Origin of the sequence: Bhargavaea sp. CC-171006, from assembly GCF_009761675.1 — a bacterium.
In the GTDB taxonomy this organism is placed as follows: domain Bacteria; phylum Bacillota; class Bacilli; order Bacillales_A; family Planococcaceae; genus Bhargavaea; species Bhargavaea changchunensis.
The window spans coordinates 56,662-77,644 of the sequence record NZ_QUZH01000006.1; the positions used below are offsets into that span (position 1 = coordinate 56,662).

At 56.9% G+C, this 20,983-nt stretch carries 22 protein-coding genes and 1 tRNA gene; 22 read left to right on the forward strand and 1 reads right to left on the reverse strand.

The annotated features are described in order from the left end of the window. Positions 1-146: 146 nt before the first annotated feature. From hprK to DZC51_RS02965, 12 genes are all read left to right on the forward strand, one after another. Positions 147-1,082 carry an HPr(Ser) kinase/phosphatase gene (gene hprK / locus DZC51_RS02910; RefSeq protein ID WP_157293878.1) on the forward strand — a complete coding sequence of 312 codons (936 nt, stop codon included), beginning with the start codon at positions 147-149 and terminating at the stop codon, positions 1,080-1,082. Positions 1,083-1,124: 42 nt separating this feature from the next. Continuing rightward, entirely contained in the window at positions 1,125-1,934 is an 810-nt protein-coding gene (gene lgt, locus DZC51_RS02915) for a prolipoprotein diacylglyceryl transferase (RefSeq protein ID WP_157293879.1), read from the forward strand. 60 nt (positions 1,935-1,994) lie between these two features. After that, complete coding sequence (locus DZC51_RS02920; RefSeq protein ID WP_157293880.1) at positions 1,995-2,942, forward strand: nucleoside recognition domain-containing protein; 948 nt, start codon at positions 1,995-1,997, stop codon at positions 2,940-2,942. Continuing rightward, on the forward strand, positions 2,932-3,591 hold the full coding sequence (gene ppaX, locus DZC51_RS02925; RefSeq protein WP_157293881.1) for a pyrophosphatase PpaX: 660 nt from the start codon (positions 2,932-2,934) through the stop codon (positions 3,589-3,591). The genes DZC51_RS02920 and ppaX overlap by 11 nt, the downstream gene beginning before the upstream one ends. Continuing rightward, a complete protein-coding gene (locus DZC51_RS02930; protein ID WP_157293882.1) occupies positions 3,588-4,115 on the forward strand; it encodes an acyltransferase in 528 nt (175 codons plus the stop codon). The genes ppaX and DZC51_RS02930 overlap by 4 nt, the downstream gene beginning before the upstream one ends. 313 nt (positions 4,116-4,428) lie before the next feature. Further along, positions 4,429-5,946, forward strand: a complete 1,518-nt coding sequence (locus DZC51_RS02935) for a tetratricopeptide repeat protein (protein WP_157293883.1) — start codon at positions 4,429-4,431, stop codon at positions 5,944-5,946. 77 nt (positions 5,947-6,023) lie between these two features. Continuing rightward, positions 6,024-6,974, forward strand: a complete 951-nt coding sequence (gene trxB / locus DZC51_RS02940; protein WP_157293884.1) for a thioredoxin-disulfide reductase — start codon at positions 6,024-6,026, stop codon at positions 6,972-6,974. A gap of 209 nt (positions 6,975-7,183) precedes the next feature. Continuing rightward, positions 7,184-7,666 carry an NUDIX hydrolase gene (locus DZC51_RS02945; protein ID WP_157293885.1) on the forward strand — a complete coding sequence of 161 codons (483 nt, stop codon included), beginning with the start codon at positions 7,184-7,186 and terminating at the stop codon, positions 7,664-7,666. Next, positions 7,663-8,556, forward strand: coding sequence for an RNase adapter RapZ (rapZ, locus tag DZC51_RS02950; protein ID WP_157293886.1), 894 nt, complete (start codon positions 7,663-7,665; stop codon positions 8,554-8,556). The genes DZC51_RS02945 and rapZ overlap by 4 nt, the downstream gene beginning before the upstream one ends. Positions 8,557-8,560: 4 nt before the next feature. Next, the gene (locus DZC51_RS02955) at positions 8,561-9,541 is read left to right on the forward strand and encodes a gluconeogenesis factor YvcK family protein (protein ID WP_157293887.1); all 981 of its coding nucleotides are present in this window, start codon (positions 8,561-8,563) and stop codon (positions 9,539-9,541) included. Between the two features lie 34 nt (positions 9,542-9,575). Further along, the gene (gene whiA, locus DZC51_RS02960) at positions 9,576-10,523 is read left to right on the forward strand and encodes a DNA-binding protein WhiA (RefSeq protein ID WP_157293888.1); all 948 of its coding nucleotides are present in this window, start codon (positions 9,576-9,578) and stop codon (positions 10,521-10,523) included. 80 nt (positions 10,524-10,603) lie between these two features. After that, on the forward strand, positions 10,604-10,867 hold the full coding sequence (locus tag DZC51_RS02965) for an HPr family phosphocarrier protein (protein ID WP_157293889.1): 264 nt from the start codon (positions 10,604-10,606) through the stop codon (positions 10,865-10,867). A gap of 65 nt (positions 10,868-10,932) precedes the next feature. Here the strand turns inward: DZC51_RS02965 and clpP are convergent, their stop codons facing one another. After that, entirely contained in the window at positions 10,933-11,565 is a 633-nt protein-coding gene (gene clpP / locus DZC51_RS02970; protein WP_255448099.1) for an ATP-dependent Clp endopeptidase proteolytic subunit ClpP, read from the reverse strand. Positions 11,566-11,740: 175 nt separating this feature from the next. Between clpP and DZC51_RS02975 the strand changes: the two genes are divergently transcribed. From DZC51_RS02975 to eno, 10 genes are all read left to right on the forward strand, one after another. Then, positions 11,741-11,812, forward strand: a tRNA-Arg gene (locus tag DZC51_RS02975). Between the two features lie 210 nt (positions 11,813-12,022). Further along, on the forward strand, positions 12,023-12,601 hold the full coding sequence (locus DZC51_RS02980; RefSeq protein WP_157293891.1) for a LemA family protein: 579 nt from the start codon (positions 12,023-12,025) through the stop codon (positions 12,599-12,601). After that, the gene (locus DZC51_RS16370) at positions 12,601-13,437 is read left to right on the forward strand and encodes a TPM domain-containing protein (protein WP_157293892.1); all 837 of its coding nucleotides are present in this window, start codon (positions 12,601-12,603) and stop codon (positions 13,435-13,437) included. The genes DZC51_RS02980 and DZC51_RS16370 overlap by 1 nt, the downstream gene beginning before the upstream one ends. A gap of 24 nt (positions 13,438-13,461) precedes the next feature. Beyond that, positions 13,462-13,692: a glutaredoxin family protein gene (locus tag DZC51_RS02990; protein WP_157293893.1), complete on the forward strand. Its 231-nt coding sequence runs from the start codon at positions 13,462-13,464 to the stop codon at positions 13,690-13,692. A gap of 123 nt (positions 13,693-13,815) precedes the next feature. After that, the gene (locus tag DZC51_RS02995; RefSeq protein WP_157293894.1) at positions 13,816-14,853 is read left to right on the forward strand and encodes a sugar-binding transcriptional regulator; all 1,038 of its coding nucleotides are present in this window, start codon (positions 13,816-13,818) and stop codon (positions 14,851-14,853) included. A 47-nt stretch (positions 14,854-14,900) separates the two neighbouring features. Continuing rightward, complete coding sequence (gene gap, locus DZC51_RS03000; protein WP_157293895.1) at positions 14,901-15,908, forward strand: type I glyceraldehyde-3-phosphate dehydrogenase; 1,008 nt, start codon at positions 14,901-14,903, stop codon at positions 15,906-15,908. A 92-nt stretch (positions 15,909-16,000) separates the two neighbouring features. After that, positions 16,001-17,185: a phosphoglycerate kinase gene (locus DZC51_RS03005; RefSeq protein ID WP_157293896.1), complete on the forward strand. Its 1,185-nt coding sequence runs from the start codon at positions 16,001-16,003 to the stop codon at positions 17,183-17,185. 27 nt (positions 17,186-17,212) lie between these two features. After that, positions 17,213-17,974: a triose-phosphate isomerase gene (tpiA, locus tag DZC51_RS03010; protein ID WP_157293897.1), complete on the forward strand. Its 762-nt coding sequence runs from the start codon at positions 17,213-17,215 to the stop codon at positions 17,972-17,974. Beyond that, on the forward strand, positions 17,967-19,499 hold the full coding sequence (gpmI, locus tag DZC51_RS03015) for a 2,3-bisphosphoglycerate-independent phosphoglycerate mutase (protein WP_157293898.1): 1,533 nt from the start codon (positions 17,967-17,969) through the stop codon (positions 19,497-19,499). The genes tpiA and gpmI overlap by 8 nt, the downstream gene beginning before the upstream one ends. A gap of 20 nt (positions 19,500-19,519) precedes the next feature. After that, positions 19,520-20,815, forward strand: a complete 1,296-nt coding sequence (eno, locus tag DZC51_RS03020; RefSeq protein ID WP_157293899.1) for a phosphopyruvate hydratase — start codon at positions 19,520-19,522, stop codon at positions 20,813-20,815. The last annotated feature ends 168 nt before the right edge of the window (positions 20,816-20,983 follow it).

Consider the following 20,983-nt stretch of genomic DNA (forward strand, 5'->3'; position numbering starts at 1 on the left):
AATACACCTCCGCCTGTTACATAGAGCTGTAAGGCATGGCGGATACACCCGAATCAGGGCTTTCGGATAAAAGCGATGTTCATTGACCGAATCTTTGTTAGAATATAGGGCATGGCCGACATTCGGCAGCGAAGGGGGCAATGCCGATGGATCACGTGACGGTAAAAGACGTGATGGAACGTTTCGGACTTGAACTGTCTGCGGGCGCGGAAGGGGTCGGGCGGCATATCGCCAGCAGCGACATTTCCCGTCCCGGACTTGAAGTGGCCGGCTTCTTCGAATATTACCCGGCGAACCGCATTCAACTCCTGGGGAAAAGCGAGATCTCATTTTTCTCGATGCTTCCCCGTCTTGACAAGATGGAGCGCGCCCGGAAGCTCTGCTCTCCGGACACGCCCATGATTGTCGTCTGCCACAGCATGCGGATTCCTCCGGAACTTGTGGCGGCGGCGGAGGAGGAGCAGGTGCCGCTCTTATCGTCACCGATGACGACGACCAAACTGTCGAACAAATTGAGCGACTTCCTCGAAAACCGTCTTGCTCCGATGACGGCGGTGCATGGCGTCCTGCTTGATATCTATGGGCTTGGCGTCCTGATCACGGGCAAAAGCGGCATCGGCAAAAGCGAGGTGGCGCTCGACTTGGTCAAGCGCGGGCACCGGCTCGTCGCGGATGACATGGTGGAAATCCGACAGGTGGCGGAAGACACTTTGGTCGGCAATCCGCCGGAGCTGCTCCGCCATCTGCTTGAGATCCGCGGGCTCGGCATCATCGATGTACAGATGCTTTTCGGGGCGAGCGCCATCCGTGACTTCAAGCGCATCACGCTCGTCATTGACCTGGAACTTTGGGATCCGGGACGTACCTATGACCGTCTTGGGCTCGAGGAAGAGAAACTGAAAATCCTCGATACCGAGCTGACACGGCTCACCGTGCCGGTGCGTCCGGGACGGAACATGTCGTCAATCGTCGAGGTGGCGGCGATGAACCATCGAATGAAGCAAATGGGCATGAACGCAGCCGAGCAGTTTTCCGATCGGCTGAACGATATGATCGGACGGGAACAGGACCCGTCCTACTAAGCCGGCAATCCCGCCGGTGTGCACGGAAGAAGGGGTCATTGAATGCAGTTTACTCTCGCGGCGATCGATCCGATCGCCTTTTCTCTCGGACCGATCGACGTCCGGTGGTACGGGATCCTCATTGCGACAGGAATCGTGCTCGGGTTCCTCGTCGTTCAGCGGGAAGCGGTGAAGAGGGGCCTCCATCCCGACTTCATGACGGACTTCCTCATCTGGGCAGTGCCGATCTCAATCGTGGGTGCCCGGCTCTACTATGTCATCTTCCAGTGGGAGTACTACCGGGACGATCCCGGAAGAATCTTCAAGATCTGGGAAGGCGGGCTCGCCATTCACGGCGCGCTGATCGCGGCAGTGATTACGGCCATCATCTATACAAGGAAGCACGGTGTATCATTCTGGAAAGTCGCGGACATCACGGCACCCGGCCTGCTCATCGGCCAGATTCTCGGCCGATGGGGTAACTTCGTGAATCAGGAAGCGCACGGCGGGCCGGTCGCAGATGACTGGTGGGGCTATTCCGCACTGCCGGACTGGATCGTCAATCAGATGACAATCGATGGCGTGACCTATCATCCGACGTTCCTTTATGAATCGGTCTGGAACCTGATCGGACTTTTGCTGATCTTGTTTGTACTCCGCCGGATGAATCCGGAGCGCGGCGTCATTTTCCTGTTTTACATCGCATGGTACTCGTTCGGCCGCTTCTTCATCGAGGGAATGCGGACGGACAGCCTGATGGCTTCCGGCCTGAAGGCGGCACAGATTGTCTCGATGATCGGGTTCTTCGGCGCGATCGTGATTTATGTGGTCCGCCGGTTCGTGATGAATATCCGCACACGCTATAAAGAATAAGTCAGCAGACGGCCCGGCTGAGCGGGCCTGAAAGATAAGCAAAGGATGTCGAACTGAAACATGTCTACTCTACGCAAAGGAATACAGGCGGGGCTGAAAACGACTTGGACGCTCGGCAAGATCATTTTCCCGATCACGCTGCTGGTCGTCATCCTGCAGCATACGCCCGTCCTCCCGTGGATCATCGACCTCGTGGCGCCGCTCATGGGACTGTTCGGGCTAAGCGGAGAAGCGGCGATTCCCCTTGTCCTCGGTAATGCACTGAATCTGTATGCCGGCATCGCCGGCATCCTGTCGCTGGAACTGACGGTGAAGGAAGTCTTCATCCTGGCCGTCATGCTGTCGTTCTCGCATAACCTGTTTATCGAATCGGGCGTCGCGATGCGCGTCGGGGTCAAGCTCTGGGTCATCCTGGTCGTGCGCCTCGGACTTGCATCGGTTTCCGCCATTCTGATCAACCTGTTCTGGAAGGGCGGATCGGAAATTGCGCAGTATGGGATGGCGCCGGCACCGGAAGCGGCACCTGAAACCTGGGGAGCCATTGCCCTGCTCGGATTTGAAAAAGCAGGATTCGGAGTCCTGCAGCTTGCGGTGATTGTGATTCCGCTCATGGTCGCCATCCAGTTCCTGAAAGACGGAGGCTGGATGCAGAGGCTCTCCGCCAAGCTCGGGCCGCTTACGAAGCTGATCGGCGTCCAGCCAAACGCCGGCATGACACTGGCCACCGGACTTGTCGCGGGACTGGCAATGGGAGCGGGCGTCATGATCCAGGCTGTGGAAGAGGACGGCGTCAGCAAAAAGGACGCGACACTCGTCCTTATCTTCCTCGTCAGCTGCCACGCGGTCATCGAAGACACACTGATCTTCGTTCCGCTCGGTATTCCGGTATGGCCGCTCCTGCTGATCCGTGTGGTGACCGCGTTTGCGCTAACGATGGCGGTTGCTTGGGCATGGAAGCGGGCAGAACTATCCAAAGGGAAGGGAGTCGTGCTGCCGCATGGCCAATAAAATCGAAACCATCCTGTTTGACTTTGATGGGACTCTGTTTGATACGAACGATCTGATTATCGAAACCTTCATGGCGGTGCTCGGCAAGCATTTCCCGGGCCGCTATTCACGCGAGGACTGCCTACCGTTCATGGGGCCTCCGCTGCGTGAGACGTTCGAGGCGCTTGCGCCTGAGAATGTCGAGCAGATGATGGAAGAGTACGTGAACTGGAACCTGGAAAACCATGACAGACTGACGACGGAGTTCCCGGGCGTGTCTGACGTCCTCAAGAAGCTGAAGGCGCGCGGCCTCAAGATGGCAATCGTCTCCACCAAGAGGAACAAAACCATTCACAGGGGCCTCGGCCTCATGGATGCGGACGGTATCTTCGACATAGTGATCGGATTGGACGACGTCACTCACGCGAAACCCCATCCGGAACCGCTTCAGAAAGCGATGGACGCGCTTGGCGCCGACCCGGTGACTACACTGATGGTCGGCGATAACTCGCATGACATCGAAGGCGGCCGCAATGCCGGCACTCTAACGGCAGGCGTTGCCTGGAGCGCGAAGGGAAGGGAGTTCATGGAATCCCTCAAGCCGGACTATATGCTGGATGCAATCGAGGATCTGCTGGAGATTGCGGATGGGAAGGTCCGGGCGAAATGAGGCGGACCGACCGCCATCCTGCGCCGGTCAAAGGGACGAATCCGCTCTGGCACATGTACCGGACGGTCTCGTTCTTCAAGGTTGCCAAGAATTTCATCGTCATCCAGATTGGGCGGTATACCCCGTTCCTGTCCGTGAAGCGTTGGCTTTACCAAACATTTCTCGGCATGAACATCGGGGAGAAGACGGCGCTTGCGCTCATGGTCGTTCCGGATACGATGTTTCCGGAGCGCATCCGCATCGGCCGCAATTCGATCATAGGGTTTAACACGACGATCCTCGCCCACGAATACCTGACCGATGAATACCGGCTTGGTGATGTCATCATCGGCGACAACGTGATGATCGGCGCCAATACGACGATCCTGCCGGGAGTGGAGATCGGGGACGGCGCCACCGTCTCCGCTGCCTCGCTCGTCAACCGCGACATCCCCCCCGGCAGCCTTGCCGGGGGGAACCCGGTCCGCATCATCTACACCGCGGAACAACTGAAGGAACGGAAGAGAACCCCCCGTCAGCAATGACGGGGGGTTCTTAGGTATTGCGCTGATATGTCAACGTTTCACTCGAGTATGTTAACGTTTCACTGGAGTATGTTAACGTTTCACTGGAGTATGTTAACGTCTCACTCGAGTATGTCAACGTCTCAATGAAATAACGCAACGTCTCATCGGAACGCACCAGCCCCTGCCGCTCCGGGGGAATCATCCGCGTAATGCCCATCCATTACCGGCGACCGGGAGACGGTCACTATGATATAATGGGTAGCTGAAAACATTTGAACCTATTTGTACCATTACGCGGCTTTGCCGCTTTCATAATGCGGAGGAATTTTTATTGAACAACCACTCTCAACAGGGAAACCATAAAAAAGTCATCAACTTCATACCGAACGGCGAATTCTATTACAAGAAGGCGCTCGGCGCACTGAAACGCGACGAAGTGGAGAAGGCCCACAAGTTTCTCAGCAGGGCGGCGGACCTGAGTCCGGAGGATGCTGACATCCTCCTTCAATACGCCATCCTGGAGATTGACATGGGGCGTTTTGAGCATGCCCGCGACTTGCTGATGACTGCGCATGACTCGGGCCCGGAAGATCCGGACACCCTGTTTTACCTGTCGGAGGTGCACGTCAATCTCGGCTATCTGCGGGATGCGATCCGGTATGCCCAGCGGTACCTCAAGCTCGCACCGGAAGGGTTGTATCGCGATGAGGCAATGGACATCATTGAGTTCTCGGAGCATGAGCTCTACGGGCTGCCGGATGATGCGGAAGGGGACGGGCGGCTCGACTATATCCTCGACCGCGGCCGCCGGCTGATGGAGTCCGGTGAATTTCGGGAAGCTGTCAGCCTCCTTGAATCGGCAATCGAGGAACACCCCGATTTCTGGGCGGCCTACAACAATCTGGCGCTCGCCTACTTCTATATCGGCGATACGGAGCAGGCCGAGGCCCTTCTGAATCAGGTGCTCCGGGGAGATAACGGCAACCTCCATGCCCTCTGCAACTTCGCAGTGTTCCACTTTTACAAGCAGGACGCTGAAGCCCTCAACCGGATGGTCTCCATCCTGCTGAAGATCCGTCCGATGCTCGTTGACCACCGCTATAAACTCGGGGCGACACTCGCGCTTGTCGGCCGCCATCAGGAGGCGTACGGCTGGCTGCGCGGCCTGCAGAGGATCGGCTTTGAAGGGGATCCGGGCTTTTATTTCTGGCTTGCGCATGCCGCGGCCATGATCGGAGAGGATAAGGTCGCACGTGATGCATGGGCGATGCTCGTCTCGATGGATCCGTCCAAGGAAGGCAAAGAACCGTGGCTTCGGGCCCGCATTCCGGATACGCCCGAAAACGATCCGAAGTTCGTCATCGGCAAGCTGAACAGCGGGGAAGAGGGGCTGCGCCTGCTCGGCCTGTTCCTGACGGGCAAATCGATGCGCCGCGAAGACATCCTGACACATCCGGAATGGCCGGATGTCGAGAAAATGTCGACGACCGAAAAACTGTTTCTGGCGAACGGCCTCGGTCACCGTCTGCCGGGACGGGACCGCGGGGAACTGCTCTATAACCGTGTGTTCGAAGCGACCGACCTGCTGTACAGCCGGTATGAGCCGCTTGCGGAAGAGGATCTGCCCATTCTGGAAATGTGGTTCCTTATGTGCAGCCGTGCGATCGACGAAAGCTATGCTTTCCGCAATCCGCGTGCAATTGCCGCATCGGCGGAGTACATGTACCGTTCTTCCCGACATGCGGGCACGACGAAAAAGGAAATTGCGGAAGCTTACGGCATTTCGGTGAAGACACTCACGAAGTATGTCAATGAACTGTTCCGCTTCCTGCCATTCCCGCGCAGTTAGGCAGAAATGTTGAGCCTGGGCTGCAAATGGAATAGCATGAATGCAGACAGGCGTTCACATTTAAGGAGGAACCATTCATGGCTGAAGATAAAATTTATGATGTCATCATCATCGGTGCCGGTCCTGCCGGCATGACGGCAGCGGTCTATACAAGCCGCGCCAACATGTCCACGCTCATGCTCGAGCGCGGAATCCCCGGAGGACAGATGGCCAACACGGAAGACATCGAGAACTACCCGGGATTCGACAGCATCCTTGGTCCGGATCTCTCCAATAAAATGTTCGAACATGCGAAGAAGTTCGGCGCCGAGTATGCATACGGCGATGTGTCCGAAATCCGTGACGGGGAAGAATACAAGACGATCGTTGCGGGCGGCAAGGAATACAAAGCCCGCTCGATTATCATCGGCACGGGCGCGGAGTACAAAAAGATGGGCATCCCGGGCGAATCCGAACTCGGCGGCCGCGGCGTCAGCTACTGTGCGGTCTGTGACGGCGCATTCTTCAAGAACAAGAACCTCGTCGTGGTCGGCGGCGGCGATTCAGCCGTTGAGGAAGGCAACTTCCTGACTCGCTTTGCGGACAAAGTGACCATCGTCCACCGCCGCGATGAGCTTCGCGCGCAAAAAATCCTGCAGGACCGCGCTTTTGCGAATCCGAAGATCGACTTTATCTGGAGCCATACCCTGAAGTCGATCAACGACAAGGACGGCAAAGTCGGCAGCGTCACGCTCGTTTCGACAAAAGATGGCAGCGAGCGCGAATTTGAAGCGGATGGCGTATTCATCTATATCGGCATGGTTCCGCTCACCGCTCCGTTCAAATCGCTCGGCATCACTGACGAGAACGGCTACATTCCGACGGACAAACATATGAAGACCGCGATTCCGGGCGTGTTCGCAGCTGGAGACGTACGCGAAAAAACTCTTCGTCAGGTCGTCACGGCGACAGGCGACGGCAGCATTGCGGCGGAGTCCGCACAGAAGTTCGTCGAGGAACTAAAGGAGAAAATCGGCGCGGGTGCCTGATTTAATACGTTCTTAACCGCACTGTAACAGCGCTGCAATAAAAAGGGTGTATAGTCAGAAGTGTAAATTGACCCCCCTTTATGATTGAAATACTTTTAGACGGCACCGGGAACGCCCGGCTGCCGTCCTTTTTTGCATTCCTTTTGTATCCCCTATCCGTTGCATAGTATAATAAAGGGTAGAATGTTTTCCGGGAAGGTGGGAGACCGATGCAGCGGATCGCCAATCTGTTGGTTATCCAGGACGGAAAAGTCCTGTTATTGAAGAAGCCCCGCCGCGGCTGGTATGTCGCGCCGGGCGGGAAGATGGAGTCGGGAGAGTCCGTCTATTCGGCCGCTTTCCGGGAGTTTACGGAAGAGACCGGTGCGACACCGGTCGAGCCGCATCTGAAAGGGATTTATACGATGGTGATCCGGGACGAGGAAAACACCCGGACACTGGATGAATGGATGCTATATACATTCGCGGCACGCGGTCTCGAGGGCGTTCCTTTTGAGGAGAACCGGGAAGGGAAGCTTGAATGGCATGATGTCGGGGAACTCGACACCCTGCCGATGGCCGAAGGCGACCGGATGAACCTGAAGTTCGCCGCGGAAAGCCCCGGCACCCAGTACGGCACGTTCACCTATACGGAAGAGTTCAGGCTGCTCGGGGCGGACCTCCAGCAGTCCGCAGAAAGGGTGGGACCATGACGGAGCAGAAGAAAGAAAACAGCGGCAACATGGAACTGGTTGTCATCACCGGAATGTCCGGCGCCGGCAAGACGGTCGCCATGCAGAGTTTCGAGGATCTCGGCTACTATTGCATCGACAACCTCCCTCCGGAATTGCTCCTGACATTCCTGAAGCTTCTGGCGCACTCGGACCACAAGCAGAGACGGGTTGCTGCCGTGATGGACATGCGGGGCAGGGAGTACTTTGATTCCCTGACCGGGACACTGGACCAGATCGATGCGGCGGATGGGTTTGACCTGCAGGTGCTCTTCCTTGACGCCGACGACAGCACGCTCGTCAAGCGTTACAAGGAAACCCGCCGCAAGCATCCGCTGTCCCACGGCGGGCTGGTCAGCGACGGCATCCGCAAGGAACGGGAGATGCTGTCGGATCTGAAAGGCAGGGCACGCTACCTGTTCAATACGTCCAATCTGGGGCCGCGGGAGCTCCGGGAAAAGATTGTAGAAAGCTTTTCCGAATCAGAAAAGGGCACATTCACAGTCAATGTCATGTCGTTCGGCTACAAGCACGGCATCCCGATTGACGCGGATATCGCACTTGACGTGAGGTTCCTGCCGAACCCTTACTATATCGAGAAACTCAAGCCCCTAACCGGCCTCCAGTCGGAAGTCTACGATTATGTCATGGAACAGAACGATACAAAGGAACTGATCACGAAGCTGGAAGATCTCTTCCGCTTCCTCATCCCGAGATACAAGGAAGAGGGCAAGGCGCAGTTGGTCATCGCATTCGGCTGCACGGGCGGCCAGCACCGCTCCGTGTCGCTCGCGGAGTATTTCGCTGAGAAGCTGAGCGAAGAATACAAGACGTCGGTGACCCACCGGGATATCAAACACAGAAAGGGCTGATCTGATGCCCGGAAAAAAGGGGAAAAAGCGCATTGTGGCAATCGGCGGGGGAACCGGCCTTTCCACAATCCTGCGTGGCCTCAAACAATATGATGTCGACCTGACCGCCATCGTGACCGTCGCAGACGACGGAGGAAGCTCGGGGAAGATCCGCAAAGATTATATGATTCCGCCGCCGGGTGATATCCGGAACGTCATGGCGGCGCTTTCAGACGTCGAGCCGCTCGTGCTGGAAATGTTCCAGTACCGCTTCTCCTCTTCGGAAGGTCTCGGAGGCCACTCGCTCGGAAATCTGATGCTGGCAGCGATGACAAATATCACCGGTGATTTCTCCAGGGCAGTGGCGGAAATGAGCAGGATTCTCAACATCAAGGGGCGCGTGCTTCCTGCCGCAAATCAGATCATCACCCTCGGAGCGGAACTTGAAGACGGCTCGATCATCAACGGCGAGTCGAAGATTCCGGCTTACGGACACCGGATCCGGCGTGTGTTCCTGCTCCCGGATGAAGTGGAGCCGCTGGAAGATGCAATACGTGCGATCCGCAAGGCCGACATGATCGTCGTCGGGCCCGGCAGCCTATATACCAGCATTTTGCCGAACCTGCTTGTCCCCGGGATCGGGGAAGCCGTACTTAAGTCGAAGGCGAGCAGGCTCTACATATGCAACATCATGACCCAGCCGGGCGAGACATCATCGTTCAGCGCATCGGACCATGTCCGTGTGATGTACGACCATCTCGGCGGCCGGTTCCTCGACGGCATCGTCGTCAATGACGGTACGGGACTGGAGGATGTGGCGGAAGAATACCGCCAGCAGCAATCCATACCGGTGCATAGTGATGTGGAGAGACTCAGGGAACTGGCGGATGATGTCATTCTGGCAGACATCGCAACCATCGTGGGCGGACATGTCCGGCACGATGCGGGCAAGGTGGCGGAACTGCTCTGCAGCTACCTGGACAGCCCGGACGGGGCGGCCGTCTGATCTGGACGGCCGTCCGTGAAAGGAGAGGAAGCCGGTGTCATTCGCATCGGAAACGAAAAAAGAACTGACGCAGGTGGAGATGGAAGAGTGCTGCACCCGCGCGGAGCTGTCGGCCTTCATCAAGATGAACGGGGTGCTGTCGTTTTCAAACCGGCAGATGAGCCTGGACGTCCAGACGGAGAACGCGGCGATCGCCCGCAGGATGTACACGAACATGCGGAGGCTTTATCCGTATAAAGTGGAGCTGCTCGTCCGGAAGAAAATGCGGCTGAAAAAGAACAATGTCTATATATGCAGGATCCGTGAAGGTGCAAAGACGATGCTGGAGGATCTGAAGATCACCGGAGAGGGAATCAGTTTTGCCGAAGGCGTCTCAGAAGAGATCATCAAAGATGACTGCTGCAGGCGGTCGTATCTGCGTGGTGCGTTCCTGGCAGGCGGTTCGGTCAATAATCCGGAGACCTCGTCTTATCATCTGGAGATTTTCTCGCTTTATCAGGAGCACAGTGAAGCATTGGTGGAGCTGATGAATGCCTATCATCTGAACGCCAAGTCGATCGAACGCAAAAAAGGGTTTATCGCCTATCTCAAAGAAGCGGAGAAAATCTCAGACTTTCTCAGCCTGATCGGCGCCCACTCGGCACTGCTCAAGTTCGAGGACGTCCGCATCATCCGGGACATGCGCAACAGCGTCAACCGCCTCGTCAACTGCGAGACGGCAAACCTGAACAAGACGATCGGTGCCGCCATGCGCCAGGTGGAGAACATCCAATACATCGACCGGATGATCGGCATCGACGGACTGCCGGAGCGGCTGCAGGAGATCGCCCGGCTCCGTGTCGAGTATCAGGACATCACGCTGAAGGAACTCGGAGAAATGGTGTCGGGACCAGCCATCAGCAAGTCGGGGGTTAACCACCGGCTGCGCAAGATTGATGAGATCGCGGAAAAGCTCCGCAAAGGCGGCGTATCGCTGAAGTAAGTTTGTCCTTGTTCTTTTCGGGCTTCTCCGATACGATAAAGGAATAGACAAGCAACCGGTTGCAAAGGAGGAAGTCGGCCATGACCGAACGGACACTAGAGGTGAAACTGAAATCCGGCCTGCAGGCCAGGCAGGCGGCGCTTTTCGTTCAGGAAGCGAACCGTTTCTCCTCGGACATCTACCTCGAGAAGGGGGCGCGCAAGGTGAACGCCAAAAGCATCATGGGCATCATGAGCCTTGCAATCGCCAGAGGGGCTGAAGTGACGCTGAGCGCGGACGGCCACGATGAGGAGAACGCAGTAACGGCTCTTGCGTCAATCATAGAAGATGAAGCGGCAAAGTGAAAAGCAGCCGTTATTAATGAAACCAACAAGAAAAGACCCGGCATCCGCCGGGTCTTTTGACTTTCTTACTTGTCTTTTTTGTCTTTCTGAAGCTCGTTGCGCTCGATGATGTGGTCGATGAGACCATATTCTTTCGCGCGCTCGGCCGTCATGAAGTTGTCGCGTTCCGTGTCGCGCTCAAGCACTTCAAGCGGCTGGCCGGTGCGTTCGGCAAGAATGGTGTTGAGCTTTTCGCGGAGGAAGAGGATGCGTTTGGCCGCAATCTCGATTTCCGTCGCCTGGCCCTGTGCGCCGCCGAGTGGCTGGTGGATCATGACTTCCGCGTTAGGGAGCGCGTAACGCTTGCCTTTTGTTCCCGCGGCGAGGAGGAAGGCGCCCATCGATGCCGCCATGCCGATGCAGATTGTCTGCACATCCGGCTTGATGAACTGCATCGTATCGAAGATGGCCATACCGGCCGTGATGCTGCCGCCCGGGCTGTTGATGTAGATCGAGATGTCTTTGTCCGGATCTTCAGCTTCGAGGAAGAGAAGCTGTGCGACAATAGAGTTTGACACGTTATCGTCAATGCCCGATCCGAGCATGATGATGCGGTCTTTCAGAAGCCGCGAGTAAATGTCATAAGCCCGCTCACCGCGGTTTGTCTGTTCAATTACTGTAGGGATGAGATTCATCTGTTCGTCCTCCTTTGAGTGGATAAGTAAATACCTGCACTGGAACACTATACCCTCCAGCCCTTGAAATTATCATAAGCTATTTGGTCAATGAAGGTCAAATGGGACGCTTCATCAAAAATGAAAAAGGGGCTTGCATCCCGGACATCATACTTGTATAATGAAAACTGTCGTCCGGTAAGGAGACTATGAATGTTCTGCCCTCGTGGTGCAACGGATAGCACGTAAGATTCCGGTTCTTAAGATGTGGGTTCGATTCCTGCCGAGGGCGCTGACAGACGCATCACCTTTATAGGTGGTGCGTTTTTTGTTGTTCCAGGAAACTTGCGGCCGCCTGCTGCTCCCTGCTTTGATTCCACATCTCCTGAATCTTTTCCTTCTTTTATACGTAGAGAATAATGAAACGGCCGTTGTTTCAAGAAGAAATGGGATAGGGTAAGGTAGGGTTATATATCGCAGATGAAGAGAGGGGACTAAGCGAATGAGAAAAATGATGGGACCGCTGCTGATCATTGTCGGCATCCTGGTCGTATTGGCCATTATCCTTGTGCCTAAGTACAATTCCTTCGTCAATCTGGAGGAAGACGTGAACAAGTCCTACAGCCAGATTGAAAACCAGCTGCAGCGACGGATGGATCTCATCCCGAACCTGGTTGAAACCGCAAAAGGCTATGCCAAGCATGAAGAGGAAGTCTTTACGGACATTGCGGATGCACGATCGCGGCTGGCAGGGGCGGGATCGCCCGAAGAACAGGCCAATGCCAACGAAGAGCTGACCGGCGCGCTGAGCCGACTGCTCGTCATCGCAGAAAACTATCCGGACCTGAAGGCGAACGAAAACTTCCGCCAGCTCATGGATGAACTGGCCGGGACGGAAAACCGTCTTGCGGTCGCCAGGATGGACTATAATGAAGCGGCCACTGAATATAACCGGAATGTCCGGAGGTTCCCGGGCAATCTGGTCGCCGGCATTTTCGGATTCGATCAGAAAGAGTACTTCGAAGCGTCGGAAGCCGCCCAGGAAGCGCCGAAAGTCGATTTCGGGGAGTACGGTAACTGATGAAGCGGATCAGCAGGACTCTTCTGTTCGTCCTGCTTCTCTTTGCCGGAACGCCCGCTCTGGCGGCGGAGCCGGACGTGCCGGAATCAACCGGAACATTTGTGCAGGACCATGCTCAAGTTCTTACGGCCGATCAGACTTCTCAGATTGAATCTATGGCAACACAGCTTGAACAGGCAACAGGAGCCCAGATCGTAATATTGACTATCCCAAATGCAATCGAAGTCCCGGAAATGTACGGTGTCGAAGCTTTCCGGAAGTTCGGTATCGGTTCCGGGGAAGACAACAATGGGGTCCTTCTTCTGGTATCGACTGTGCCGAACTCCTCGGGTGACCGGGCATTTGAAATTACGGTCGGTTACGGCCTTGAAGGTGCCCTGCCGGATGGCAAGGTCGGAAGGATTATCGATGAATATGGTATTCCTTACCTGCGCGAAGAACAACCGGGCACGGCCATTATGAACGTTTACCGCGTGCTCCATAACGAAGTGGCCAAGGAATACAACTGGGACGGCACTGTCGAGCAGCCGGAGTCGCAAGCGGATGCGGGAAGTGGTGACGGCGGGGGCGGAATCAATCCGATCGTCGCGATCATCATCATCTTCGTCCTAGTCAATATGTTCTTCGGTGGCGGAGGACGCGGCGGAGGCGGAGGCGGTCCGGGCGGCCGGAGACGCAGGCGCGGTTCGGTCGTATTCATCCCCGGCTCCTTCGGCGGCGGTGGTGGCTTCGGCGGTGGCGGCGGCTTCGGCGGTGGCGGCGGCTTTGGCGGTGGTGGCGGCTTCGGCGGAGGCGGCGGATCCACCGGCGGGGGTGGCGCCGGCCGGGGCTGGTAACCTCACAGGAAAGAAGGCTTGTACATGAACGTCACATTGTATGTCGGCAACGACTGCCCGCTCTGCGACGAAGCGATGCTTAATCTGAAACTTGCAGCACAGGATCTCCCGCTCGATATCGAAGTTGTCGACATCAGGCGGGATGACCGGCTGCACGAAAAATACATGCTGATGATCCCGGTCCTGGAAAAGGACGGAAAAGTCCTGCTCTACGGGAACATCGGCTACGGTGATGTGATGGAAGCGCTCCTGTAGCGCTTCTTTTTTTGTTTGGTTAAAAAGTTTGCAACTGTGCGTTGCGTGGAATACAATAAGTATGAAGTGGGACATGATTTAAAACACCGGGACTAAAACAGTCCCGATGTAAGGAGGATGTCCATGGATGCAGTGACACGTTCATTGCTCAGTATTCTTCCCGAAATGCCGGAGATGTTATCCGTGCGCTGCAGCATCCTGAATGCGATCCGGCAGGAAGGTCCGGTCGGCAGGCGCTCGCTTGTCGGACGGGAAGGCCTCAGCGAAAGGGAGGTTCGCGCAGTTTGCGACCTCCTCAGGAAGCAGGGGCTGATCACTGCGGAGACATCGGGTATGACAGTAACTCCCGAAGGGGAAACTGCGTTGGACTCGTTGCAGCAGGTGATCCGGCAATGGACAGGACTTGAAGAATTGGGGACTGAACTATCCCGGAAACTGGGTATACAGAAGGTGATGGTCGTTCCCGGCGGGGATGACCATGACCTGACGAAGCACAGGATGGCAAGATCCGCATGCGGCTATATGGCCGGCGTCCTGCAAGAGGGATCGATTGTGGCCGTCACCGGGGGAAGCACCGTAGCGTCGGTTGCCGACGAGGCGGTTACTGCCGGACTGCCCGCAGGGATCCGCTTTATCGCGGCCCGCGGCGGCACAAGCGGTGATGTGAAGTCACAGGCCAACATGATCGCTGCCATGCTTGCGGCTGCGACAGGCGGGGACTGGACGCCGCTCCATCTCCCGGAGACCCTTGCGGAAACATCAATCGGACCTCTCATGGAAGAGCCGTCTGTGATGGAAGCGATGGACCTGTATAACCGGACCGACTGCATTGTCCATGGCATCGGTGATGCGCTTGAATTGGCGCGCCGCCGGGGAGCCGATGAAGCGACCCTTGAAAAACTGGCTGCGGAAGGCGCAGCTGCAGAAGCCTTCGGCTACTATCTGGACCGTGACGGTTCGGTGATTCATCGTCTCCTCACAATCGGGCTCAACAGGAGCCAGATCGACCGGATCCCGCATCCGCTTGCCGTGGCAGGCGGGAAGGAGAAAGCCGGGCCGATCCTCGCTTATATGAAACAGGCGCCAGGCCAGACGGTTCTTGTGACGGACGAAGCAGCCGCAAGAGAAATGCTGCGCCTGTCCGAAAGTGAAACAAACTGAATGTCGGTAAATTGAATGAATGATAAAAATATCGGAGGGATTCAGATATGGCATTGAAAGTGGCAATCAACGGATTTGGGCGGATCGGACGCGTGGTCTTCCGCCAGGCATGGGAAAACCCGGAACTCGACATCGTTGCGGTCAACGATCTGACGGATGCGGCGATGCTCGCCCATCTCCTGAAGTTCGACTCCGTACACGGTACATTCGGACCTGAAGTGAGCAGTGACGAAGAGCATCTGGTCGTGGAAGGCAAAAAAATCCGCGTATTTGCAGAAAAGGATCCTGCCGCTCTTCCATGGGGCGACCTCGGAATCGACGTCGTCCTCGAATCGACGGGTGTCTTCCGCGACCGCGAGTCGGCCGGCAAACACCTTGAGGCAGGCGCCAAGCGCGTGCTCCTGTCCGCACCGGGCAAAGGCGACATCAAGACACTGGTGATGGGCATCAACGAGAACGACTTCGATCCGGAAAAAGACCAGATTGTTTCGAACGCATCGTGCACGACGAACTGTCTGGCACCGGTCGTGAAAGTCCTCCATGAAAAGTTCGGCGTGAAAAAGGGACTTATGACTACAGTCCACTCTTACACGAACGACCAGCGTATCCTTGACCTTCCGCACAGTGACTATCGCCGTGCACGTGCCGCTGCGGAGTCGATGATTCCGACGACCACGGGCGCCGCGACTGCCGTTACAAAAGTGCTTCCTGAACTGAAGGGCAAGCTGGACGGCATGGCCGTCCGCGTACCGACACCGAACGTCTCCCTCGTAGACTTCACGGCGCAGCTGGAAAAACCGGCGACACCGGAAGATGTGAACGCGGCGATGAAGGAAGCGGCTGAAGGCGATCTGAAAGGCCTCCTGTTCGTATCCGACCTGCCGCTCGTCTCCAAGGACTACAACGGCGTGCCGGCTTCGTCCACGGTCGATGCGCTGTCGACGATGGCGATCGGCGACGATATGGTCAAAGTCATCAGCTGGTACGACAACGAAAGCGGCTATTCCGCCCGCTGTATCGACCTGATGGTCCACATGTCGAAGGCAGGAATCTGATAGCCTTCCCATAAAGAAACCACTATAATGGAATGGGGCCAGGAACGGACGCCCCGTTCCTTTTTACATACGGAGAATATGGAGGGGTTTTCATGATCCGAAAAAAATCCATTAATGATCTCGATGTCGCCGGCAAGCGTGTGTTTGTCCGCGTCGACTTCAACGTGCCGCTTGACGGCGGTCATATCACGGACGACACCCGCATCCGCGCGGCGCTGCCTACAATAGAGAAACTGTCTGATGCAGGCGCGAAAGTCATTCTTGCGAGCCACCTCGGCCGTCCTAAAGGCCAGGTCAATGAAGACATGCGCTTAGCACCGGTAGGCAAGCGCCTGTCCGAGCTGCTCGGCAAGGACGTCCGGTCTCTTCCGGAATCAACGGGAGACGCCGTGAAGGACGCAGTGGCGTCCATGCAGGAAGGCGATGTCATCCTGCTCGAGAACGTCCGCTTCCATGCGGGGGAAGAAAAGAATGACCCGGAGCTGGCCAAGCAATTTGCCCAGCTTGCGGACATTTACGTGAATGACGCTTTCGGAGCCGCTCACCGAGCGCATGCATCCACTGCCGGCATCGCGGAACATCTTCCTGCGGCTTCAGGCCTTCTGATGGAGAAGGAATTGGACGTGCTCGGCAAGGCGTTGGCTGACCCGGAGCGGCCGTTCACCGCCATCATCGGCGGAGCGAAGGTCAAGGATAAAATCGGTGTCATCGATCACCTCCTTGATAAGGTTGATCACCTGCTTATGGGCGGCGGTCTTTCCTACACCTTTACTAAGGCCCAGGGCCATGATGTCGGAAACTCGCTTGTCGAGGAAGACAAGATCGATCTGGCAAAGTCATTTATACGGAAGGCAGAAGAAAAGGGCGTGAAGCTCCACATCCCGACGGACGCTGTGGCTGCTTCCGAATTCAAGGCCGATGCGGAGACCAGGATCGTCAAGACCGATTCGATTCCCGAAGGCTGGATGGGGCTGGATATCGGCCCTGAGACAGCGGCCGCCTACGCGGACGTAATCCGCCAGTCGAAGACCATCCTCTGGAACGGACCGATGGGCGTGTTCGAGATGGATGCCTTTGCGGAAGGGACCAAGAAAGTGGCTCAGGCGGTTGCCGAGACAGAAGGCTACACGATCATCGGCGGCGGTGATTCAGCGGCCGCCGTCGAGAAATTCGAATTGGCAGACCGGATGGACCATGTCTCGACGGGCGGCGGGGCTTCCCTCGAGTTCATGGAAGGAAAAGACCTTCCGGGCGTATCTGCTTTGGACGACAAGTAAACGGCGAAAAAATTGGAGGGAACGGATATGCGAAAACCGATCATTGCAGGCAACTGGAAAATGCACAAAACACTCGGTGAAGCGGAATCGTTCTTTGATTCGGTCAAGGACAGGCTGCCAAATGCCGGCCGGGCCGACACGGTGATCTGCGCACCTGCGCCTTTCCTGGCAAGTCTTGCGGGACGCGCCGGTGACGGTTCCCCTGAAATCGGTGCACAGACGATGCATGAAGAAGAAAAGGGCGCTTATACCGGGGAAGTAAGCCCGGTGATGCTGGCGGACCTGGGCGTCAGGTACGTCATCATCGGACACTCCGAGCGCCGAGAGTACTTCAACGAAACCGACGAGTCGGTCAATCGGAAGACCAAGTCTGCGTTCGGCCATAAACTCATTCCGATTGTCTGTGTCGGTGAGTCGCTGGAGGAACGCGAGGGCGACAAGACCGCCGAGAAAATCTCCGGGCAGGTCCGGGCTGCGCTGGAAGGCATCAGCGCGGAAGATGCAGCCAATGCGGTGATCGCCTATGAGCCGATCTGGGCGATCGGGACAGGGAAAACCGCAACATCCGATATGGCGAATGAGGCATGCGCCACAATCCGCAGCACGCTTGCCGATCTCTACGGACAGGAAACGGCAAATCAGATCCGGATCCAGTACGGCGGCAGCGTGAAGCCGGAGAACATAGCGGAACTTCTCGCACAGCCGGACATCGACGGCGCCTTGGTCGGAGGCGCGAGCCTGGAGCCGGAATCGTTCATCGCGCTTGCGGAGGCGGCTGGCAATGAATAAACGTCCTGTCGCACTGATCATCCTCGACGGCTTCGGCCTGAGGAACGAGACGGCCGGCAATGCTGTCGCTCAGGCGGACAAGCCGAACTTTGACCATTACCATGCACACTACCCGACGACAACGCTCACTGCGAGCGGAGAGGCGGTCGGCCTCCCTGAAGGCCAGATGGGCAATTCCGAGGTCGGCCACCTGAACATCGGTGCGGGCCGGATCGTCTATCAGAGTCTGACCCGCATCAACAAGTCGATCCGGGAAGGGGATTTCTTCGAAAACGAAATGCTCCTTTCCGCCGTTGAGAATGCCAAGGTGCCGGGACGGTCTCTTCATATCATGGGGCTGCTTTCGGATGGCGGCGTCCATAGTCACATCGGCCACCTGCATGCCTTGATCGACCTGGCGAAAAAACAGGGTCTGGAGCGCGTCTATCTGCATGTCTTCCTCGACGGCCGCGATGTCGGCCCGAAAACGGCTCTCGGCTACATCGAGGAGACCGAGCGGCATCTTAAAGAAGCGGGTCTCGGCCAAATCGCATCGGTCAGCGGCCGATACTATGCAATGGACCGTGACCGGCGGTGGGACCGTGTCAAGCTTGCTTATGACGCCATCACGGACGGGACGGGTGCAACGGCCCGCTCAGCCGCGGAAGGCGTCGAAGCCGCCTACGGACGGGGGGAGACGGATGAATTTGTCATCCCGTTCGTTGTGTGCGGAGACGATGGGAAGCCGGTCGCCACGATCAATGACGGCGATTCAATCATTTTCTTCAACTTCCGGCCGGACCGGGCGATCCAGCTGACGTCCGCATTTGTTTCGGATGATTTCAGCGGCTTCGGCACAACCTATCGCCGTCCGGCGGACCTGACATATGTAACATTTACACAGTACAGCGAAGACTTCGCAGGTCATGCACGCGTTGTCTATCCGAACATGAATCTGCGGAAAACGGTCGGTGAAGTGATTTCCGAAGCGGGACTCCGTCAGCTCCGGATCGCGGAGACGGAAAAGTATCCGCACGTTACGTTCTTCATGAGCGGCGGCCGGGAAGAGGTCTTCCCGGGCGAGCAGCGAATCCTCATCGATTCACCAAAGGTCGCAACCTACGACCTGAAACCGGAGATGAGCGCCTACGAGGTCGCGGAAGCGCTCGTCGGCGTGATCGGACGGGACGAAACGGACGCCATCATCCTGAACTTCGCCAATCCGGACATGGTCGGACACAGCGGCATGCTGGAACCGACGGTCAAGGCGATCGAGGCCGTCGATGAATGCCTGGGACAGGTCGTTGAGGCGATCCTCGCTAAAGGCGGTGCGGCCATCATCACCGCAGACCACGGGAATGCCGACGAAGTCGTCACGACAGACGGCCGGCCGATGACCGCGCACACGACCAACCCTGTTCCGGTCATCGTGACGGAAGAAGGGCTTGAACTCCGGGAAGGCATACTCGCCGACCTGGCACCGACCATGCTAAAGCTTCTGGGTGTCGAACAGCCGGAAGATATGACAGGCAAACCACTATTCTAATCAGAGGGAGTGTCAATGAAATGCCAATCATCAGCCAGATCCAAGCACGTGAAGTACTCGATTCCCGCGGGAACCCGACAGTGGAAGTGGAGGTCTTCACAGACAGCGGCGCCTACGGCCGCGCAATCGTGCCATCCGGCGCGTCGACCGGCGAATACGAAGCGGTCGAGCTGCGAGACGGGGACAAGTCCCGCTACCTCGGAAAGGGCGTCCTGAAGGCCGTCGACAACGTCAACGGCGTCATCGCGGATGAACTTTCGGGCATGTATTCGGTTCTTGACCAGGTATCGATCGACCAGGCACTCATCGAACTCGACGGGACGGAAAACAAGGGCAAGCTCGGCGCCAATGCCATCCTGGGTGTGTCCATTGCAGTCGCTCACGCGGCCGCGGATTACCTGGATCTGCCGCTTTACCAGTACCTTGGCGGCGTCAATGCCAAGCAGCTGCCGGTTCCGATGATGAACATCCTGAACGGCGGAGAGCACGCCGACAACAACGTCGACATCCAGGAGTTCATGGTCATGCCGGTCGGCGCGGAATCGTTCCGCCAGGCACTCCGCATGGGCGCGGAAGTGTTCCACTCCCTCAAATCGGTGCTGAAGGAAAAAGGACTCAACACGGCAGTAGGCGACGAGGGCGGCTTCGCTCCGAACCTCGGCTCCAACGAAGAAGCGCTTTCGACAATTATGGAAGCGATCGAGAAAGCCGGCTACAAGCCGGGTGAAGACCTTGTTCTTGCAATGGATGTGGCATCTTCCGAGTTCTACGACAAGGAATCCGGCAAGTATAACCTTTCGGGCGAAGGCATCACCCGCACATCAGAAGAAATGGTTTCCTGGTATGAAGAACTGTGCAATAAATACCCGATCATCTCGATCGAGGATGGACTCGACGAAAACGACTGGGAAGGCCACCGCTTGCTGACCGAGCGCATCGGCGACAAGGTCCAGCTTGTCGGCGACGACCTGTTCGTCACCAACACGAAAAAGCTGGCGCGCGGCATCGAGGAAGGTGTCGGCAACTCGATCCTCGTCAAGGTAAACCAGATCGGCACCCTCACCGAAACATTCGACGCGATCGAAATGGCGAAGCGCGCAGGTTACACGGCTGTCATCTCCCACCGCTCCGGCGAGTCGGAAGACGTGACGATCGCAGACATCGCGGTTGCAGTCAATGCCGGACAGATCAAGACCGGCGCTCCTTCGCGCACAGACCGTGTCGCCAAGTACAACCAGCTTCTCCGCATCGAAGATCAGCTGGCGGCAACTGCCCAGTACCCGGGCATCAAGACGTTCTACAACCTGAAGAAGTAATGGTGAGGACCGGCACATATGCCGGTCCTTTTTTGTCGATGGTGGAAATCGTAGTGGCGGATTGCAATAAAGACTGACGACATGCAACATGGAGCGCGAACTTGCCACATGGCGCACGGACTTGCCGCATGGCGCACGAACTTGCAACATGGGACGCTGACTTGCCAC

Bases quoted from the DNA above. Each gene is read 5' to 3' on its own strand.
- hprK (WP_157293878.1), top strand. From the start codon at position 147: ATGGATCACGTGACGGTAAAAGACGTGATGGAACGTTTCGGACTTGAA.
- lgt (WP_157293879.1), top strand. From the start codon at position 1,125: ATGCAGTTTACTCTCGCGGCGATCGATCCGATCGCCTTTTCTCTCGGA.
- DZC51_RS02920 (WP_157293880.1), top strand. From the start codon at position 1,995: ATGTCTACTCTACGCAAAGGAATACAGGCGGGGCTGAAAACGACTTGG.
- ppaX (WP_157293881.1), top strand. From the start codon at position 2,932: ATGGCCAATAAAATCGAAACCATCCTGTTTGACTTTGATGGGACTCTG.
- DZC51_RS02930 (WP_157293882.1), top strand. From the start codon at position 3,588: ATGAGGCGGACCGACCGCCATCCTGCGCCGGTCAAAGGGACGAATCCG.
- trxB (WP_157293884.1), top strand. From the start codon at position 6,024: ATGGCTGAAGATAAAATTTATGATGTCATCATCATCGGTGCCGGTCCT.
- DZC51_RS02945 (WP_157293885.1), top strand. From the start codon at position 7,184: ATGCAGCGGATCGCCAATCTGTTGGTTATCCAGGACGGAAAAGTCCTG.
- rapZ (WP_157293886.1), top strand. From the start codon at position 7,663: ATGACGGAGCAGAAGAAAGAAAACAGCGGCAACATGGAACTGGTTGTC.
- DZC51_RS02955 (WP_157293887.1), top strand. From the start codon at position 8,561: ATGCCCGGAAAAAAGGGGAAAAAGCGCATTGTGGCAATCGGCGGGGGA.
- DZC51_RS02965 (WP_157293889.1), top strand. From the start codon at position 10,604: ATGACCGAACGGACACTAGAGGTGAAACTGAAATCCGGCCTGCAGGCC.
- DZC51_RS02980 (WP_157293891.1), top strand. From the start codon at position 12,023: ATGAGAAAAATGATGGGACCGCTGCTGATCATTGTCGGCATCCTGGTC.
- DZC51_RS16370 (WP_157293892.1), top strand. From the start codon at position 12,601: ATGAAGCGGATCAGCAGGACTCTTCTGTTCGTCCTGCTTCTCTTTGCC.
- DZC51_RS02990 (WP_157293893.1), top strand. From the start codon at position 13,462: ATGAACGTCACATTGTATGTCGGCAACGACTGCCCGCTCTGCGACGAA.
- DZC51_RS02995 (WP_157293894.1), top strand. From the start codon at position 13,816: ATGGATGCAGTGACACGTTCATTGCTCAGTATTCTTCCCGAAATGCCG.
- gap (WP_157293895.1), top strand. From the start codon at position 14,901: ATGGCATTGAAAGTGGCAATCAACGGATTTGGGCGGATCGGACGCGTG.
- DZC51_RS03005 (WP_157293896.1), top strand. From the start codon at position 16,001: ATGATCCGAAAAAAATCCATTAATGATCTCGATGTCGCCGGCAAGCGT.
- tpiA (WP_157293897.1), top strand. From the start codon at position 17,213: ATGCGAAAACCGATCATTGCAGGCAACTGGAAAATGCACAAAACACTC.
- gpmI (WP_157293898.1), top strand. From the start codon at position 17,967: ATGAATAAACGTCCTGTCGCACTGATCATCCTCGACGGCTTCGGCCTG.
- eno (WP_157293899.1), top strand. From the start codon at position 19,520: ATGCCAATCATCAGCCAGATCCAAGCACGTGAAGTACTCGATTCCCGC.